The sequence below is a fragment of the Pseudoalteromonas sp. MEBiC 03485 genome, assembly GCF_004195145.1.
Taxonomy (GTDB): domain Bacteria; phylum Pseudomonadota; class Gammaproteobacteria; order Enterobacterales; family Alteromonadaceae; genus Pseudoalteromonas; species Pseudoalteromonas apostichopi.
The window spans coordinates 1,337,810-1,355,333 of record NZ_SGBT01000001.1 but is presented as its reverse complement, the minus strand read 5'-3'; the positions used below and the strand labels follow the sequence as shown (position 1 = coordinate 1,355,333).

Sequence of the window (17,524 nt, the reverse complement as noted above, 5' to 3'; positions counted from 1 at the left end):
TTATTTCTCAGATGCAAGTTGTTGAAGGTATTGCCCATATTCATTTTTCAACATAGGTTTAGCCATCTCAAGTACCTTTTCTTTTGATAGCCACCCATTTCTTAGGGCAATCTCTTCTAAACAAGCCACTTTTAAACCTTGAACATGCTCAATTGTTTCTACAAATGAAGATGCTTCATGTAGGCTTTCATGCGTACCTGTATCTAACCAAGCAAAACCGCGACCTAAAAGCTCTACATTGAGTGATCCATCTTTCAAATACATATCATTCAAAGAGGTAATTTCTAATTCGCCCCTTTCTGATGGAGTTACCTGTTTAGCAAACTCAACTACTCGATTATCGTAAAAATAGAGTCCCGTAACGGCATAATTTGATTTAGGATGCTTTGGCTTCTCTTCAATTGAGATTGCCTTCATATTTTCATCAAAATCAACAACACCGAATCTTTCAGGATCCTTAACTTGATAACCAAATACCGTTGCGCCTGATTCACGCTCTGCCGCATTTTTTAATGTTTTGCTAAATGATTGGCCGTAAAAAATGTTGTCGCCTAAAACCAAGCAAACAGAATCATTACCAATAAATTCTTCACCGATGAGAAATGCTTGTGCCAGCCCATCTGGAGAAGGCTGCACGGCATAGGTAAGACTGATACCAAAATCAGAGCCATTACCCAATAAGCGTTTAAAGCTATCGTTATCTTCAGGAGTTGTAATTATTAATACCTCTCGAATTCCCGCTAACATAAGCGTCGAAAGTGGATAATAAATCATTGGTTTATCATAAACTGGCAGTAACTGCTTAGAAACTCCACGTGTAAGTGGATACAATCGCGTGCCAGATCCACCGGCTAATATAATTCCTTTCATATTACTATTTACCTTTTATTTCGCCTAAACGCTCTCGCTGATATGAACCACTTTGCACATCCTCACACCATTCACGGTTTTCTATGTACCACTGAACTGTCTTACGTAAGCCTGTTTCAAATGTTTCTTCAGGAACCCAATCTAATTCAGCTTGCATTTTACTAGAATCAATTGCATACCTTCTATCATGACCTGGTCTGTCAGATACAAAAGTAATTTGCTCTGAGTATTTAGCCTGTTTAGGTACCAATTCATCTAAAATGCTACAAATAGTTTTTATTACTTCAATGTTTTGCTTTTCGTTGTGACCACCAATATTGTATGTTTCACCGACGACACCTTTAGTAACAACTTTATAAAGTGCACGGGCATGATCTTCAACATATAACCAATCACGGATCTGATCACCTTTACCATATATTGGTAATTCTTTACCATCTAGAGCATTCAAAATGACTAAAGGGATCAACTTTTCAGGGAAATGGTAAGGTCCATAGTTATTTGAACAATTGGTCACGATCGTTGGTAAACCATATGTACGTAACCAAGCACGTACTAAGTGATCACTTGATGCCTTACTTGCTGAATAGGGACTGCTAGGCTCATACGATGTTTGTTCAGTAAATAATGGCAATTCTCCATCCACAACTTCATCAGGATGTGGCAAATCTCCATACACCTCATCTGTTGAAATATGGTGAAATCTGAATGATGCTTGCTTATCAGTACCCAGTTGACTCCAATATTTTCTAGCAACCTCAAGCAAAGTGTAAGTTCCTACGATGTTTGTTTGAATAAATTCAGTAGGGCCAGTAATTGAGCGATCAACATGAGACTCAGCTGCTAAATGCATTACTAAATCTGGTTTATGAGTATTAAATACTCGCTCTAATTCCGAGCGGTCACATACATTCACATGTTCAAAAAAATAACGTTCGGACTCTTGAATAATACTAAGAGACTTCAGATTACCAGCATAAGTTAGCGCATCAACGTTAATTACATGATCTTGAGTGTTTGCAAGGATATGTCGAATAACCGCACTACCAATAAAACCAGCGCCGCCGGTTACTAAAATTTTCACAATAAAAGCCTTTTTATACTTTATATTTTCCATGTAAAGGCTACATTACCCAGCCTTACTCTCTGAATTTAAAAAATGTCTTGGTACTAAATACTCTACTGAGACACGTTTTTCATTTTGAGCCAACCGAATGTAACCATTTTTTTGTAATTAATTATTCCACGCTATCTAAAAAGCAACCAATTAAGAACTACTTCTATCCCTATTTATATTCATAGTTGTAATACCCATAATACCCATATGCATTGCTGGCTTTTTTAAGTACGCCGTTAAATACCACGCCTTTTACATCTATACCATTTTGTTCAAAACGGTTACGCGTAAGTTCAAGCTCACGTACATGGTTTTGCCCAAAGCGAGTTACTAGTAAAGTGCTACCTGCATGGGCACTCACTATTGCAGGGTCTGTTACTGCTAAAATAGGTGGCGTATCTATAATTATTAAGTCGTAATGCTCTTTAATGGTGTCTACTAATTTTGAGAAGCGCTCATGCATTAATAGCTCAGATGGGTTTGGTGGTACTTGACCGCGAGTAATTAAATGTAAGTTTGCCACTGTGGTTTGTTTAATTACATTTTTAAGCTCTAATCGGCCCGATAAAAAATCACTTAAGCCGTTTTCCCATTTTTCGTTAAAGGCTTTTTGTAAGTAACCTTTACGCATATCTGCATCGATTATTAGCACCTTTTTATCGCTTTGCGCTAATACGGTTGCTAAGTTAACCGATATAAATGACTTACCCACACCTGGGCTTGGGCCAGATATCGCAATAACGTTGTTTTTTGCCTCCATCATCGCAAAGTGTAAGCTAGTACGTAGGCTACGTAGTGCTTCAATTGCTAAGTCAGCAGGGTTTTCAACCGCTAATATCGTATTTGCCTGGGTCGCTTTTTTATTTTTTAATTTACCAAACGATACCAACTTATCCTGATGGTCAGAATACGGTACGCTTGCATAAACAGGTAAACCCATAGCTTCTATTTCGCTTGGGTCTTCAATCCCTTTATGCAGTGCTTTTTGCACTAACACAATTGCAACTGCAAGCATGCCACCAAGCATAGTCGCCATAACCACTATTAGCGCTTTTTTAGGTTTAACCGGTTTTGATGTATTTACCTCAGCGTGGTCAATAATACGAACATTACCTACGGTACCTGCACGCACAATATCGAGCTCTTGAGTTTTAGCAAGTAACATAGTGTATATCTGGTTGCTTACCTCTACATCCCGCGTTAAGCGTAACAACTCTTGCTGGGTAGATGGTAAGTTAGTTACTTCGCCAGTTAAGTCGTCTTTTTGTTTTTTTACAGCTTTAATTTGCTCAAGTATACCTTGGTAAGCAGGGTGGCCTTTTTTAAATTTACGACTAAGCTCCAAGCGTTGCAATTCTAGTTCTTGTAATTTAGTTTCTAGCTGTACAATTTGATCAAGTACACCTTGTGTTTCTAGCGTAATATTTACTGATTTCTGCTTAATTTGGTAATCGTTAAAGCGCTTTTCGGCATACTCAAGCTGTTTTTTAACCTCAGGTAATTGTATTTCTAAAAACTCAAGTGACTTTTGTGCCTCTGCACTGTTGCGCTCTACATTGCGGCGTACGTATATACCCGCCACCTGCTCAAGTACTTTCTCGGCGTATTTAAAATCAGTATCTTGTAAAGTTAAATCAATAATACCTGAGTCTTTACCTTTTTCGCTGGCACCTATAGCTGTTTGTAAGTCTAAAATGGTATTTAAGCGGTCACGTTTGGTAATTATAAACTCGGTACCCGGGCGTGCATTTAAACTACGTACCGTTAGCTCAATAACACCGTTAGTAAGCTCTTGCCCAACAGGGCCTGTTAATACTGTTTCGCCCTCTTCGTTTAACAATTCTAATTGGTTATTTTGCTGGGCGACAACAACAAACTCAGAACCAATATTAAAGCTAGGTACATCAAACCTAAATACGTCAATGCTTTCGCCACCCCAAGCATACGAGCTTGCGCCAAAGCTCGGCTCAGCTAGTTCACCTGGTGAGCTCGGTTTAAAGCTTCTGTAGGCACGGTTACCAATTAATGGGAACAATTTAGGTTTAACTACCGTATCTAGGTTTAGTTTATCGACTGCCTCGCCAATAACAGAGCGCGATTTTAATAGCTCTATTTCGGTTACTGCTGCCGAGGTACTTTCGAACATGCCGCTCATGTCATCAAAGCCCGGTACCGTGGCGCTGTTGTCTTCTACCTGTATCATGGCGGTAGCTTGGTAAACAGGTGCTGCATACAAAGCATAAATAACACCCAGCATCATAAACACACCGGTAATGGCCATAATAAATAATTTACGGTCGAGTAAAGCACCCAATAGCGCCATTAGGTCTATCTCTTGCGACTCTTGCTGGCTAATTTGTGTTGGTCGGTTACTTTTATTTAGCGTTGAAGGCTGAGCATTCATTAATGCAGTTTCCTTATAAATACTTTTGCCAAGCGCTACATGCGCTGTCTATTAGCTCATAAACATGGGTAAATGCTTCTAAGCTTTGACGATATGGGTCGGGGATCTCGGCGTCGTTTAACCATTTGCCTAACAAAAACGTTTTACCTCTTGCTTGAGGGTAACGCGTGCATAAGTCAGTTAGATGACGTTGTTCCATTACTAAAATAACGCTGTTGTTCTGTACTAATGCTGAATTAATTTGTTGGCCACGGTGCTCTGCCATGTTAATGCCATGCTGCTCAGCAATTTGCTGAGCAGTAGCATCGGCTGGTTTACCTTCTAATGCAGTTAAACCAGCTGAAGTAACAGTAATCCCTTTGTTTTGTAACTTACTTTTAAGTACATACTCTGCAGTTGGGCTTCGGCAAATGTTGCCAGCACACACTACTAATACTGAGTCAAACATACTTATCCTTAGTTTGTATTGGCTACATCGTTAATTGAGTCAACCGTAGAAATAGATGGTAGCAATAAACTGATTACGCGGTTCCAGCGTGCAAGAGGTGCAGCGGTTACATATACAATATCGTGCGGTTTAAGTTCAAATTGCTCTGCTAAAACCAGTGCAGCTACATTTTTAGCATGTAATTGGTACACATCTGCAATTACACCATCTTTGGCTAAGTCGCGTTTACGCAGTACAAAAATGCCGTTTGCATCGGCGGTTGCTTCTCTAATACCGCCCGTGTCGCTTAATGCTTGTGCTAGGTTTAAGCCATAGCGGTCAATATCTACGGTGCCAGCTTTAATTACATCGCCCAATACATACACTTGGTGTTTGTCGTTACGGCTAACATGCACAATATCACCATGTTTTAATAACCGGTTTTGCGAAATATCACCATAACTATAAAAGTCATCAAGGCGAATTATTTCTGTTTTATTACCCGAGGTGTAGGTTACTTCACGCCAATCGGCGCGCTCTGTAATACCACCCGCGTTGTTTAAAACGTCTATAATTGTGAGCGGAATTTCTGTAATTGGGTATACACCAGGGTTTTCTACTTCGCCTGTTACATAAGTTTTTTGACTTCTAAAACCAACTATTTTTATATCAACTTGTGGGTTTTCGATTACTCGGCTTAAGCGCTTTACAAGGTCTTCGCGCACTTCGGCAACAGTGCGCCCTGCTGCTGGTATTTTAGGAGCATAGGCATAAGTGATTGTGCCATCTTCTGCTACACGAAAACCATCAAACTCTGCCGTACGTTGTACAGCCGCAGGAATGGTTAATTCTGGATGATCCCATACACCAATTGTTAGAACGTCACCTACCCCTAAACGATATTGGTAATCAGATGTATCAATACCTTGCGTATTACTGGTATTAACTTTTTTGGTTTCACGCTTTTGAATATTAATCAAAGAGGAATCAATAACTTGAATGTTTACTTTTTCTAGATCTTTTTCTAAGTTTTCTACTTGAGACCCTGAGTTTATACCTTCGTAATGACTACCTGGTATGATTGTACATGCACTTACAGAGAGGAGAGATAAAGATGCTGCAAGGAGTTTAAATTTGAACGCCATTCTTCTTCCTAAAAGATTATTATATAAGTTTACACTTACTTATTTTAAAGCTGATCAATTAAAGCATGACGGCTTGTTATACGCAAGTTAACAAGGCCTTGAATCAAGGCTAAACATAGCTATTTTTATACATAAACCTGACCACTAAAGTGGCGATTAGAACGCATTAGCAGTATGAGGTTTACAATTTATATGGAGTTCTTTTTAGGAGTAATTAAAGTCGAAGACTTTTATGACTTGTTTATTCGTAAATTAGCAACTTTGCATTACTATCCATTTACATTGGAACATCCTTAAGTAGGGGCATTATACAGGCGGCTCGCTATATTTCAAGCTTGGTTTTGTTTCTAAAAGCGGTTTTAATATAACCCATAACAAAACTGCTTGTTAGCTAAGTAGTTATGCTAACAAGCAGCTCTAATTTCACTGATAATTGCTGTTCTGTTCGCCTTTAGACCAGCTAAAAAATATTTAACTGGTAAATAAACCCTCAATGATACGTTCGCACGCTTTTCCATCACCGTATGGGTTATGTGCAAAGCTCATTTGTGTATATGTTTCTTTATTATCAATTAGCTCACTCACCGCGTTTATAATTTTATCGGTGTCTGTGCCTACTAACTTAACGGTACCTGCAGCTACCGCTTCTGGGCGTTCTGTAGTATCACGCATTACTAACACTGGTTTGCCTAAACTTGGCGCTTCTTCTTGTACGCCACCTGAGTCTGTTAAAATTAAATATGCTTGGTTCATCAAAAACACAAATGGCAAGTAGTCTTGTGGGTCGATAAGTTTTACATTGCTTTTATCTGCAAGCAAACGCTTAACTGGCTCTTGTACATTTGGGTTTAAATGCACAGGGTACACAAAATTATAATCAGGGTATTTTGAGGCCAGCGACGAAATTGATTGGCAAATTCGCTCAAACCCACCACCAAAGCTTTCGCGACGATGACCTGTAATAAGTACATAAGGTTTATCAAGAATATCTGCAAATTTTTCGGTTAATTGTTGTTGCACATCTACTTTTGGCAGTACGTTATTTTTAACTTGCAGTAATGCATCTATTACCGTGTTACCCGTTACAAAAATAGCGTTTTTTGATACGTGTTCACGTAATAAGTTATCGGCAGACGCTTGCGTAGGGGCAAAATGTTTAGCTGTTAGTACACCTGTTAAGGTACGATTTGCTTCTTCTGGCCATGGGCTATACAAATTACCTGTGCGTAAACCTGCTTCTACATGACCTACTTTAATTTGCTTGTAAAACGCGGCCATTGATGCTGCAAATGTCGTGGTTGTATCGCCATGAACAAGCACCCAGTCAGGTTTAAACTCATCAAGCACATCACGTAAGCCAAGTAAGATCTTACTCGTAATATCGTATAAATCTTGCCCTGCTTTCATTATGTTTAAGTCATAATCTGGCGTTATTTGAAAAAGATCCAGTACTTGGTCAAGCATTTCTCGGTGCTGTGCTGTTACACACACTTTAGCTTCAATTCTTGCATCGTTTTCAAGCGCAAGAACTAACGGCGCCATTTTAATTGCTTCGGGGCGGGTACCAAATACGGTTAAAACTTTCATCTATTATCCTAAACACAAAAGCCTGCCAAAAATGGCAGGCTTACTAAATCTACTTATTGAGTTAAAAAATTCCGCGGCTATCAACAACCACTTTTCTGGCTACTTGCTCTGCAGGTATGGCCTTAAATTCTTTATGATCAACCAACACTGCTAGTGTATTACTTCGCTCAAGCGCTTCTTCAATTGAAACCAATTTAACGCCTAACGCTGCTAGAGCTTCTGGTAGCTCGTTGATATTTGGTTCAACAACTAGCACTTCTGCTTCATTGTTTTGTGCTAGCATTTTGGTAATATCGAGTGCAGGGCTCTCGCGTAAATCATCAATATCAGCTTTAAATGCAATGCCTAAACACGCTATCACTGGCTTTTTAAATTGATCAGCTGCATCAGTTATTTGCTTTAAAACATAATGAGGCTTTGCGTCGTTAACTTCACGAGCCTGACGTATTAGTTTTGCAGTTTCTGGCGCAGAACTAACAATAAACCATGGATCAACAGCAATGCAGTGACCACCCACACCAGGGCCTGGGTTTAAAATGTTTACTCGCGGGTGACGATTTGCAAGTTTTATAAGCTCCCAAACATTAATATCTAACTTATCGCATATCATTGATAGCTCGTTTGCAAACGCAATATTTACATCGCGAAATGAGTTTTCTGTTAGCTTTGCCATCTCTGCTGTTCTGGCGTTTGTTAGTAAACATTCACCCACAACAAAGGTTTTATACAAGGCAACTGCTTTTTTCGAGCACTCTTCCGACATACCGCCTATAACGCGATCATTCTCTACAAGTTCACGCAAAACGTGACCTGGCAATACACGCTCAGGGCAATGTGCAATGTTTATATCAGCTTCGTTACCAGCGGTTTGTGGAAAAGTTAGGTCTGGGCGTGCTTCGGCTAACCAGTTTGCAAGCTCTTCTGTTGCCCCAACAGGTGAAGTTGACTCTAAAATAACTAAATTGCCTTTTTCGAGTACTGGCGCTATTGCTTTTGCTGCAGCTTCTATGTAGCTCAAATCTGCTTGGTAGTCTTCTTTAAAAGGGGTTGGAACAGCCACCATAAATGCTTCTGCTTTTTCTGGTTTTGTTACTGCCTTTAAATTACCGGCTTTAACTGCGCTGCGTACCACCATATCAAGGTCTGGTTCAACAATATGCACATTCCCTGCATTAATTGTATCTACAGCATGTTGGCTTACATCAACCCCAATAACATTAATTCCGCGTGATGCAATAACAGCTGCAGTTGGTAAGCCTATATAGCCAAGCCCAACGACTGATACAGTTTTAAATAACATTTAAACCCCTAATTTAAATTAACTTTTGTAAAAACCCAGCCCTGGGCAACTTTAAACTTTTTTTGTAAGGTAGTAATAAAAATACTTAATTAAGTTACTTTGCCTCAATATCCTTGTTGGCTGGCTTAATAATCTGTAGAGCCACTCTAAGTTTACGGCTCTAAAAGCGGCAGGTGCTCGTTTTACATTTTCGGTAAACACGTCATAAGTGCCGCCTACTCCCATAAAAAAGGTAGTTGGGCACGACTTCTGACACTCAAAAATAAATAACTCTTGACGAGGCGACCCTAGAGCAACACTTACAAGCTTTGCTCCTGAGCTAGCTATTTCTTCAATAACTTGCTGCTCTTCGCTAGCAGAAAAATAACCGTTTCGATAACCAACAACATTTACGCCTTGCGCTAGCAATTTGCTATAAGCTTCAAGCACCACAGATTCTTTTGCGCCTAATAAAAATACTGGCACATTATTCTCTGCAGAACGTAACATTAATCGCTCCCAAAGCTCACAACCAGGAATGCGCGCCACAGGCTGTTTTAATCGCTTTGACATTACATAAGACACACCAATACCGTCTGGGTATCTCAAAGTAGCTTGTTGCAATGTGCTCATAACCTGTTGATCAATATTCGCTGCCATTACCTTTTCAGGGTTTATTGCAACTGCAACACCTGGCTTTACGCCCTCAGGTACTAAAATTGAAGTATCAATAAGTTCATCAATTGATTGGTAGGCTAATACGTCAATCCCACCTACATTTACACTATTCATTATCAACTCTCAATTTAGCGTATATCTTTAAAACTTCCTCTGTTACAGAGGATAACTGGTATGGTGCGGCAGAGTTTATTGCACAGAGGCGCATTGTTAAATAGTCTTGTTCTGATAAGTCCAAAACTTGCTCTATTGCAGACGTTGCGTTAACACATACGTTTTCGTCATTTGGAATTAAAAAGCCATTTTCGCCATTTAGTACTTGCGCGGTGCTACCGTCGGTCTGCGTTGCGATTACAGGTAACCCACACGCCATAGCTTCCGCCATTACCAAACCAAATGATTCATTATATGATAAATTAATCAACATGTAACTTTCGTTATAAATTGTAACCAGCTGTTGTGCACTGCAGTAATCAAAATAACGAATGCTCACGTTCTCGTTTTTAGCGAGACGCTCTATAAACGAACTATCACCTGACCCTACTATCGCTACCGTTAACTTACGCTGAAAATTTTCTAAAATTGCTTCGAGCCTATCAATGCCTTTGTTTTTATTTAAATTCCCTACAAAAACAAAATCGAAATGCTTTATTGCGGTTGTCTGTGGCTCATAAAATAGGTCATTCACACCCGCACTTAGCACACTTGCAGAAACAGGCTTAAAAAATCGCTGCTTTAATTTTTCACTCACAAAAATAAACTTATCAACAAAACCTGAGCTATACCGATAAACAGGCCCAGGTGTTGGATACAAATAAATATCGCTACCATGGAAGGTAACAACGATTTTTGCTCGCCAATTTCGAAAAAGCTTATAAGCAATAGCTAATAAAACATTCGGAAAATAAAAATGAACATGAATGATATCGTACTTTTTAAATGAAAAAATATAGCTAAGTACAAAACGTAAAAAGAACAAAGGATAACGCAATAACTTAGCAATACCCGACTTTTCTTCTTGATCTAAATAATAAAAGTCAACATGGCAATTACCCTGCTTTTTTAAGCTCACATATTGGTTATAAACAAACCGCCCTGAATTTGGCTTGTTTTTACTTGGCCCCATGTTCGATAAGAGTAATACACGAAAATCGCTCACTTCTTTTGTTTCTCCATACGCTTGAGCTTAACGCCATAGTTGGCACGCGACGGTATAAAGTGAAACATTAATCGGTATGTTAGCTGTATAAAAGGTATAAAAGCTGCTGGTGTCTGTGGGGAATAACCCGACTCTACAACCTGACTCTTATACTTTGAAGCTGTTTTTGACCATATTTTCTTTAAATTACGATAAGACACCGCTCGTGAATAGTCTTGTTGAATAAATGAGTCAAATACTATTCGAGAGGCAAATGGTGAGACTATTGTAAAAAATTGTGCGGCTAATACATTGCTACCAAATACGGTATAGCGACCACCTCTACCATACACAAACTCATAGTAAGTCACTTTTTGATAATCATTTAATGCTAAGTTAGCAGTTTTAACTTTATAATCTTGCCACAGTATCTCAAATTCGCCGTTAGTCAGTTCTTTATAGCGTAACCGAAGTAACTTATGTGCGCTAAAGTTGATAAAACGATAAACAAATGGCACTAACTTTAATAGCTCACCTCGCTTTCCCTTAAAGTTAATGTAGGTGCCGCGCTGAAATAAATCACCCAAGTAACCGTCATAAAAAGTAGAGGCTTGGTTATAGTGCTTTGCAATGTAGTGATAATTGGTATACAAGCGATTAATAGGCTTTAATGTGGCAAACGCCATTTCATCCAAAATTGCTTGCTCTTGTTCATGAAGTAGCTGCTCATTAAAATCAAAAGCGTGGTAGTGTTCAAAGTCTTGCTGGTAATGCCCTGCTATTTTGCGCTCTGGCGAACCTTCGGGTCCGTAAGTAAAACCATATTTATAAGTGCCATTCGCTAATAAATAACGAGAATCAAGGCCACTACTTAAAGGCAAAATGCGAGTATCATAAGGCCAGAATTCAGTTAATGTATTTACATACTCTCCAAGGTCTTCTATTGCTTTGCCGTCATAAAATGTAAAGTAACTCTGCTCTGTTCCAGAAGTAATTGCCGCACCAGGTTGTAGGCGCTCAATTTCATTATAAAGCGTGAAATTACCAAACAAATGCTGCTTTTTACCAAGAATGCTTTGCATATCATTATTTAATGTATGCTTGTCAGTAAGAAGTGCTTTAACACTTGGCGCAATACGAAGTTCACTCGCTAGTCTATCGATATAGTGAGTTGATAAACCTAGTGCATCCGTTAGCAAAGTAGTTTGCTCACCATTTTTCCAATAAATGACAAATACACCTGCCAAAATATCGTTTAATACGCTTGGTCCGTGTTCAACAATGTCTTTAGCAAGTAAAGCAAGCGGGTTTAACTTTTGTTTATAGATAAACCAACCTGAAGCAATAAATACTTGCTCTTGATATATCTCTATCGGCGCAGTCGACCAAGCATTGGTATCGTAAATCAAATAACCTTGGGCTATATTTTCAGGAAATTTATATAGCTTGCTATTGTCGGACATTGCAGCAAAAGAAGCCGGTAATGACTTTGGATCGCAATTTAAATACATGCCACGCATTTTATTTATCCTTATGACGCTGCATTTGTATTAACAGACGTACGTTGTTGACGTCGTTGTAGGTAGGCTTCAAGAGGCTTTTTACCAAACACCGCCCCAACCAGTAATTTGACTATTACGCGTGGGTTTAATAACTTTAACTTTAAAGCATGGATGTATTTTTTTATTGCCATCATTCGGTTACCGCTACGTAACTCAAAGTCTGCCAAACTTTCGAACTGTCTTGATAAGCCAGTATTTAAGCCAAGGTGAAGATACTCTGCCTCGTATTTATCTATAATTGCACGATGACCATTCGCTTTTGATACCGGGTTACATGAAATACCATCATCAGCAAGTTGGTACGTAATAAGTGCTTCGGCTAAGTGAATTGCAGGGTATTTTTTTGATAAACGTAGTAGTAAATCATAGTCTTGCATGCTTGGTAGACTGTTATCAAAGCCTTCAACATCGCGGATAGCATCCGTTGCAATTAATAAGACTGATGTGCAAATACCATAACCTTGATTTAGTAAAGATTCGTATAAGTTATTGGCTCCAAGGCAGCCAAAGTACTTTTTCCAACCTTGATACTCCAAATACATATCGGAATAACAAATAGCTGCATTGCTTTTCTCTAATGCGTCAATTTGTTGTTCAAGTTTAGTTTGTAGCCACAGATCATCATCATCTAAAAATGCTACATATTCGCCTTGCGCAAAATCAACACCGGTATTGCGCGCTTGGCAAGCTCCTTTGTTCGCACTATGGCGAATATATTTAATTCGCTGTTCATCAGCATATTGTTCCATTACAGCTTCGGTTTGAGCACGCGCATTGCTACTAGGATCATTATCATCAACAATCACTATTTCCCAGTTCTCATAGCTTTGAGCCTGTACACTTGCGATTGCTTTAGGTAATGCATGCGCACGTTTGTACGTTGGTATGATGACAGTAATTAATTTATTCATTTTAAAAGCCTAGGTAATATATCGCGCTTACTTATTTCGATAACCATCGTAATAAGTAATATCTGTTTCGCTATAGTGCTTAAAGGTTAAGAAGTAATCTAACCCTTTGTTTTCTATCGGATGTCTATGTATTTCATCTTGATAAAAAAAGTTACTTTCATTAATCAGGAGCACATAAGAAAATGCGGCCATATGAAAAGCGATAACTAAAAATAAAAAGGTGCCTGTTATTATTTTGGGTGTTATGTACTGAAATGCTAACAACATTAAAGGGGCATACAAAAGATACAACGGCAATAAAATGCGATGTAACTCATCACCTATAAAAAACAGCGCAATAAAGCTGAGCAATGTCAAAAAGCTCATCATATTAAATAATCGAATATACGTTGGGCTTGTTGTTTTTATATAGCCAGGTAATGCGATAATCGTGACGAAAATAAAAAACAACAAAGAAGGTAGTTTTGAAAAACTAGGTTCAAAAACTAAACGCGTTAAAATTTTATTAATCATGTAATGATTAATAACAGAACCTACCCCTTTAATTGCTAACACCCCAAAAATTGCTGCAAAAACAAACCCTAAGATCAACAAGATTAATTGTTCAATGTTCCAACGTCGATTTAAATGCTTACTAAAAATAAGCAAAGGGAGTAGTAAAAAGCTTGTTGAAAAGTGCATTAAACTTCCTAAGAAAAAAATGGCTATGCCATGTTTCTTATTCGTTTGTGAGTACCAAATTCCATAGAGTAAAATTGGCACAGCCATACACGCTCTGATCAAGTGCCACTGACTTTGAAAGAACTTATAAAAAAATACAATCATTAAAAAGCACAGCAGTGGGCTAGGATTATCAACTAACTTACAAAATTTCCAAATTAACAGGTAGGTAACCGCTAGCGTTGTAAAGTAGTAAAGGAATGAGTGATTATTAGTTAGGCTCGCTACAACCCAGCTATATAAAGCAAACAAGAAATCTGCATGCTTTGCATACAGTAATGAGGTGGGTAACATACTAGAAAAGCTGCTATAACGCTCATAAGCCATTAAGTAAGAGGGCATATCATCTGCTCCCCCCCAAAGATAGCCTATATGACGCGAAGCGATCAGCACAGATAACGAGAACACAACAAAAAAGACGATTGCACTATCAAGCTTGGTTTTTTGTACTGCAAAGGCGTAAATAAATACGCCTGCAACCCAAGCTAAAAATGGCAAAAATAACCAGCCTGCAAGCAACAGGCAGCCAGTGATTAATAGCTTGGTATTTACTACTTGCTGTTGTTCAGCAAAGCCGAGAGAGTCGTCAGCGTTCAAGTTATAACCTTATCACTTTGGCTTAATCACCTTTGTGCTGACGATTATTAATACGAACAAAATGTAGCAATAAGATGCTTACACAAACAAAGAACCCTGAAAAAATTGCTCCAAGAATACAAATAACCGCTCTGTTAGGAGATGACTTTCGTTCTTCAATGATAGGGCTTTCAATAATCTTGAACGCAAAATCCTTACGAACCTCGGCAAGTAACATTGCTTTGGTTTGCTCTTCTACAATTGTGTAGAATACGTTTTGCATTTCGGCTACATTGGTTTTTGATAGCTGTTCATTTAAGTACTTTATGCTTTCTTTTTTCTCAGCTATTTCACGCTCTCTAACCGATTTGTTAATCAATGCAACGATATTTTCTACATACTGCTTAGAAATGCGAGGGTCGATATGCTCAAATGAAATTTTAACTAAACCATTTACTTTGTCTTGTTGTACAGAAAGCTTTTTAAGTAGTCTCTCGTATGTTTCGAACATTGAAGGTTCTAGACTTTCTTTTGTCTCTTCGTCTACTTTCCATTTTCCGTCGCTATAAAGCGCAGGATCGATTACCAGCTGCTGAGAATCTCTATTCCATTCTTTTACAGCGAATAAATTCACTTTTACGTTATTTTGCTCAATAAATTTATATAGAAAGTCTTTTGATTTGATGATCTCTAAATACACAGCAGTGTCGTCACCAGCACCACCTAAATTGATACCTGCAACACTTGCTAAGCTACCCAACTGCCCTAGTGATGCTAAGGCGCCACTTTCTTGCTGCTTTTGCGGCGCTAACAGTACCGTCGACTTATACATATTTGGCAAGGTTAACGAGTAGGCTAAAATTGCTGCACTAAAAACGATTGATAAAAATATGATTAACCACTTTTTGTTCCAAAGTACTAACCAAAGCTCAATCAGATCAAAGGGCTTTTGTGAACTTACGTTCTGATTTACAGTGCCTGTCATTGCGCTTTCCCTGCTGCCAATTTTAATAAATACTGACCATAACTTGTTTTACTTAAAGCTTGCCCTTGCTCTATTAAAGACTCTTTAGTGATCCACCCCTGCTTATAAGCAATTTCTTGCAGACAGGCTATTTTGAAGCCTTGGCGCTTTTCAACTGTTTGTACAAAGAGCGACGCTTCCATCAGGCTATCGTGCGTGCCTGTGTCTAGCCATGCAAAGCCTCGCCCTAGCACTTCAACTTTAAGGCGGTTTTCGTCTAAATATGCTTGGTTAATTGCTGTAATTTCTAACTCGCCACGAGCTGAAGGAGTGACCTTTTTGGCTTTTTCAATAACTGAGTTATCGTAAAAATACAATCCTGTTACTGCATAGTTAGATTTGGGCTCTAACGGTTTTTCTTCAATTGAAATACCATTAAAGTTTTCATCTACTTCAACAACCCCAAACCTTTCAGGGTCGTTTACTTGATATGCAAAAACATATGCTTCTTGGTCAAGTTTTGCATGGGCTTTTAACTTTGGTGAAAAGTTAGAACCATAAAAAATATTATCACCCAAAATAAGGCAAACGTTATCGTCGCCAATAAATTCTTCACCAATAATGAAAGCTTGTGCTAGGCCTTCAGGTTTTGGCTGTACCTCGTAGCTCAAATTGATACCAAAACGGCTGCCATCACCTAATAGAGTTTTAAACTGCGCTTGATCTTGAGGTGTAGTAATGATGAGTATATCTTTAATTTCAGCAAGCATTAGCACCGATAATGGATAGTAAATCATCGGTTTATCGTAAATCGGTAATATTTGCTTAGAAACACCTTGAGTTATCGGGTGTAAGCGTGAACCACTACCACCGGCAAGTATGATGCCTTTTGTTTTGCGTAATGATGAATTGTCATTGTTCATTTGTGAATTACTCATTTCCATACTTCATTTAATGGTCAGTTCTGAGCGCTTAGGTATGCTTACTTTACACTCAACTTTCTTTATCGAAACGTCCAATTTAGGCTGCAAAAGCTAGCAATTATTCTTCGGCTGCACCTAGTCGCTCACGTTGATATGAGCCATCCTGAACATTTTGGCACCAATCTAGATTGTCTAAATACCATTGCACTGTTTTTCGAATACCAGACTCAAACGTTTCTTGAGGTGTCCAATTTAGTTGGTCAGCAATTTTAGCTGCATCGATTGCATAACGACGGTCATGGCCAGGACGGTCTGTAACATAGGTAATTAGTGAAGCATACCCTTCTGCTAAATCTTTACTTGGTGCTAACTCATCTAACAAACTACAAATAGTTTTTACTACTTCAAGGTTTGTTTTTTCGTTATGTCCACCAATGTTGTATGTTTCACCTACTTTACCTTCACTCGCAACGGTGTATAAAGCACGCGCGTGATCTTCAACAAATAGCCAATCTCTAATTTGTGACCCATCACCGTAAATAGGTAATGCCTTGCCTTCTAACGCATTTAAAATGACTAGTGGGATCAGCTTTTCAGGAAAATGAAACGGGCCATAGTTATTCGAGCAGTTGGTAACAACGACAGGTAAACCATAAGTGCGGTGCCACGCTCTCACTAAATGATCAGAGCTTGCTTTACTGGCAGAATAAGGGCTACTAGGCGCATACGATGTTTGCTCTGTAAATAAAGGCAAACTTGAGCTATTTTCTACATCATCTGGATGAGGTAAATCACCATAAACTTCATCTGTCGAAATATGGTGAAATCTAAAGGTTTGTTGCTTATTGGTATCTAAGCTTGCCCAATAACCTCGTGCTGCGTCAAGTAGGGTATATGTACCAACAATATTTGTTTGAATAAATTGGCCAGGCCCATCAATTGAGCGATCAACATGCGATTCTGCAGCTAGGTGCATTATAATATCAGGCTGATATGATTGGAAAAGTGAGTCGACAGTTGCACGATCACAAATGTCACCTTGAATGAAGGTATAACGTTCGTTATTTTCTACGCTTTTAAGTGACTGTAAATTTCCAGCATATGTGAGCTTATCTAGGTTTATAACTTTATGCGCTGTTTCGTTTATTAAAAAACGTACCACGGCACTTCCAATAAACCCTGCACCACCTGTTACTATAATAGTTTTCATCCACACCCTTTTT

15 protein-coding genes are annotated in these 17,524 nt (G+C 38.7%); all 15 read right to left on the bottom strand.

Annotated elements, in window-relative coordinates:
- The 15 genes from rfbA (EVU92_RS06305) to rfbB (EVU92_RS06235) all read right to left on the bottom strand — a co-directional run bounded on the left by rfbA (EVU92_RS06305) (position 1) and on the right by rfbB (EVU92_RS06235) (position 17,511).
- Positions 1-870 carry a glucose-1-phosphate thymidylyltransferase RfbA gene (gene rfbA / locus EVU92_RS06305; RefSeq protein ID WP_130050480.1) on the bottom strand — a complete coding sequence of 290 codons (870 nt, stop codon included), beginning with the start codon at positions 868-870 and terminating at the stop codon, positions 1-3.
- Positions 871-874: 4 nt separating this feature from the next.
- A complete protein-coding gene (gene rfbB, locus EVU92_RS06300; RefSeq protein ID WP_130050479.1) occupies positions 875-1,954 on the bottom strand; it encodes a dTDP-glucose 4,6-dehydratase in 1,080 nt (359 codons plus the stop codon).
- A gap of 202 nt (positions 1,955-2,156) precedes the next feature.
- Positions 2,157-4,391 carry a polysaccharide biosynthesis tyrosine autokinase gene (locus tag EVU92_RS06295; protein WP_130050478.1) on the bottom strand — a complete coding sequence of 745 codons (2,235 nt, stop codon included), beginning with the start codon at positions 4,389-4,391 and terminating at the stop codon, positions 2,157-2,159.
- 13 nt (positions 4,392-4,404) lie between these two features.
- A complete protein-coding gene (locus EVU92_RS06290; RefSeq protein WP_130050477.1) occupies positions 4,405-4,839 on the bottom strand; it encodes a low molecular weight protein-tyrosine-phosphatase in 435 nt (144 codons plus the stop codon).
- Between the two features lie 8 nt (positions 4,840-4,847).
- Positions 4,848-5,963, bottom strand: a complete 1,116-nt coding sequence (locus EVU92_RS06285) for a polysaccharide export protein (RefSeq protein ID WP_130050476.1) — start codon at positions 5,961-5,963, stop codon at positions 4,848-4,850.
- A 471-nt stretch (positions 5,964-6,434) separates the two neighbouring features.
- Positions 6,435-7,550 carry a UDP-N-acetylglucosamine 2-epimerase (non-hydrolyzing) gene (gene wecB, locus EVU92_RS06280; protein ID WP_130050475.1) on the bottom strand — a complete coding sequence of 372 codons (1,116 nt, stop codon included), beginning with the start codon at positions 7,548-7,550 and terminating at the stop codon, positions 6,435-6,437.
- A gap of 61 nt (positions 7,551-7,611) precedes the next feature.
- Positions 7,612-8,850 carry a UDP-N-acetyl-D-mannosamine dehydrogenase gene (gene wecC, locus EVU92_RS06275; RefSeq protein ID WP_130050474.1) on the bottom strand — a complete coding sequence of 413 codons (1,239 nt, stop codon included), beginning with the start codon at positions 8,848-8,850 and terminating at the stop codon, positions 7,612-7,614.
- A 51-nt stretch (positions 8,851-8,901) separates the two neighbouring features.
- On the bottom strand, positions 8,902-9,621 hold the full coding sequence (locus tag EVU92_RS06270; protein ID WP_130050473.1) for a WecB/TagA/CpsF family glycosyltransferase: 720 nt from the start codon (positions 9,619-9,621) through the stop codon (positions 8,902-8,904).
- Positions 9,614-10,666 carry a glycosyltransferase family 4 protein gene (locus tag EVU92_RS06265; protein ID WP_130050472.1) on the bottom strand — a complete coding sequence of 351 codons (1,053 nt, stop codon included), beginning with the start codon at positions 10,664-10,666 and terminating at the stop codon, positions 9,614-9,616. Before EVU92_RS06265 ends, EVU92_RS06270 begins: the two co-directional genes overlap by 8 nt.
- Entirely contained in the window at positions 10,663-12,165 is a 1,503-nt protein-coding gene (locus tag EVU92_RS06260; protein WP_130050471.1) for a hypothetical protein, read from the bottom strand. Before EVU92_RS06260 ends, EVU92_RS06265 begins: the two co-directional genes overlap by 4 nt.
- Before the next feature lie 11 nt (positions 12,166-12,176).
- Positions 12,177-13,118, bottom strand: coding sequence for a glycosyltransferase family 2 protein (locus tag EVU92_RS06255; RefSeq protein ID WP_130050470.1), 942 nt, complete (start codon positions 13,116-13,118; stop codon positions 12,177-12,179).
- Between the two features lie 27 nt (positions 13,119-13,145).
- Positions 13,146-14,435: an EpsG family protein gene (locus EVU92_RS06250; protein ID WP_130050469.1), complete on the bottom strand. Its 1,290-nt coding sequence runs from the start codon at positions 14,433-14,435 to the stop codon at positions 13,146-13,148.
- A gap of 22 nt (positions 14,436-14,457) precedes the next feature.
- The gene (locus EVU92_RS06245) at positions 14,458-15,399 is read right to left on the bottom strand and encodes a Wzz/FepE/Etk N-terminal domain-containing protein (RefSeq protein ID WP_130050468.1); all 942 of its coding nucleotides are present in this window, start codon (positions 15,397-15,399) and stop codon (positions 14,458-14,460) included.
- Positions 15,396-16,316, bottom strand: a complete 921-nt coding sequence (gene rfbA, locus EVU92_RS06240; RefSeq protein WP_240701300.1) for a glucose-1-phosphate thymidylyltransferase RfbA — start codon at positions 16,314-16,316, stop codon at positions 15,396-15,398. Before rfbA (EVU92_RS06240) ends, EVU92_RS06245 begins: the two co-directional genes overlap by 4 nt.
- Before the next feature lie 103 nt (positions 16,317-16,419).
- A complete protein-coding gene (gene rfbB / locus EVU92_RS06235; RefSeq protein WP_130050467.1) occupies positions 16,420-17,511 on the bottom strand; it encodes a dTDP-glucose 4,6-dehydratase in 1,092 nt (363 codons plus the stop codon).
- Between the last annotated feature and the right edge of the window lie 13 nt (positions 17,512-17,524).

What these genes read in the sequence shown, in the direction of transcription:
- EVU92_RS06285 (WP_130050476.1), bottom strand. Translation starts at nt 5,963, where the DNA reads ATGGCGTTCAAATTTAAACTCCTTGCAGCATCTTTATCTCTCCTCTCT.
- wecC (WP_130050474.1), bottom strand. Translation starts at nt 8,850, where the DNA reads ATGTTATTTAAAACTGTATCAGTCGTTGGGCTTGGCTATATAGGCTTA.
- EVU92_RS06260 (WP_130050471.1), bottom strand. Translation starts at nt 12,165, where the DNA reads ATGCGTGGCATGTATTTAAATTGCGATCCAAAGTCATTACCGGCTTCT.
- rfbB (WP_130050467.1), bottom strand. Translation starts at nt 17,511, where the DNA reads ATGAAAACTATTATAGTAACAGGTGGTGCAGGGTTTATTGGAAGTGCC.
- EVU92_RS06295 (WP_130050478.1), bottom strand. Translation starts at nt 4,391, where the DNA reads ATGAATGCTCAGCCTTCAACGCTAAATAAAAGTAACCGACCAACACAA.
- rfbA (WP_130050480.1), bottom strand. Translation starts at nt 870, where the DNA reads ATGAAAGGAATTATATTAGCCGGTGGATCTGGCACGCGATTGTATCCA.
- EVU92_RS06290 (WP_130050477.1), bottom strand. Translation starts at nt 4,839, where the DNA reads ATGTTTGACTCAGTATTAGTAGTGTGTGCTGGCAACATTTGCCGAAGC.
- rfbA (WP_240701300.1), bottom strand. Translation starts at nt 16,316, where the DNA reads ATGAGTAATTCACAAATGAACAATGACAATTCATCATTACGCAAAACA.
- EVU92_RS06245 (WP_130050468.1), bottom strand. Translation starts at nt 15,399, where the DNA reads ATGACAGGCACTGTAAATCAGAACGTAAGTTCACAAAAGCCCTTTGAT.
- wecB (WP_130050475.1), bottom strand. Translation starts at nt 7,550, where the DNA reads ATGAAAGTTTTAACCGTATTTGGTACCCGCCCCGAAGCAATTAAAATG.
- EVU92_RS06270 (WP_130050473.1), bottom strand. Translation starts at nt 9,621, where the DNA reads ATGAATAGTGTAAATGTAGGTGGGATTGACGTATTAGCCTACCAATCA.
- EVU92_RS06255 (WP_130050470.1), bottom strand. Translation starts at nt 13,118, where the DNA reads ATGAATAAATTAATTACTGTCATCATACCAACGTACAAACGTGCGCAT.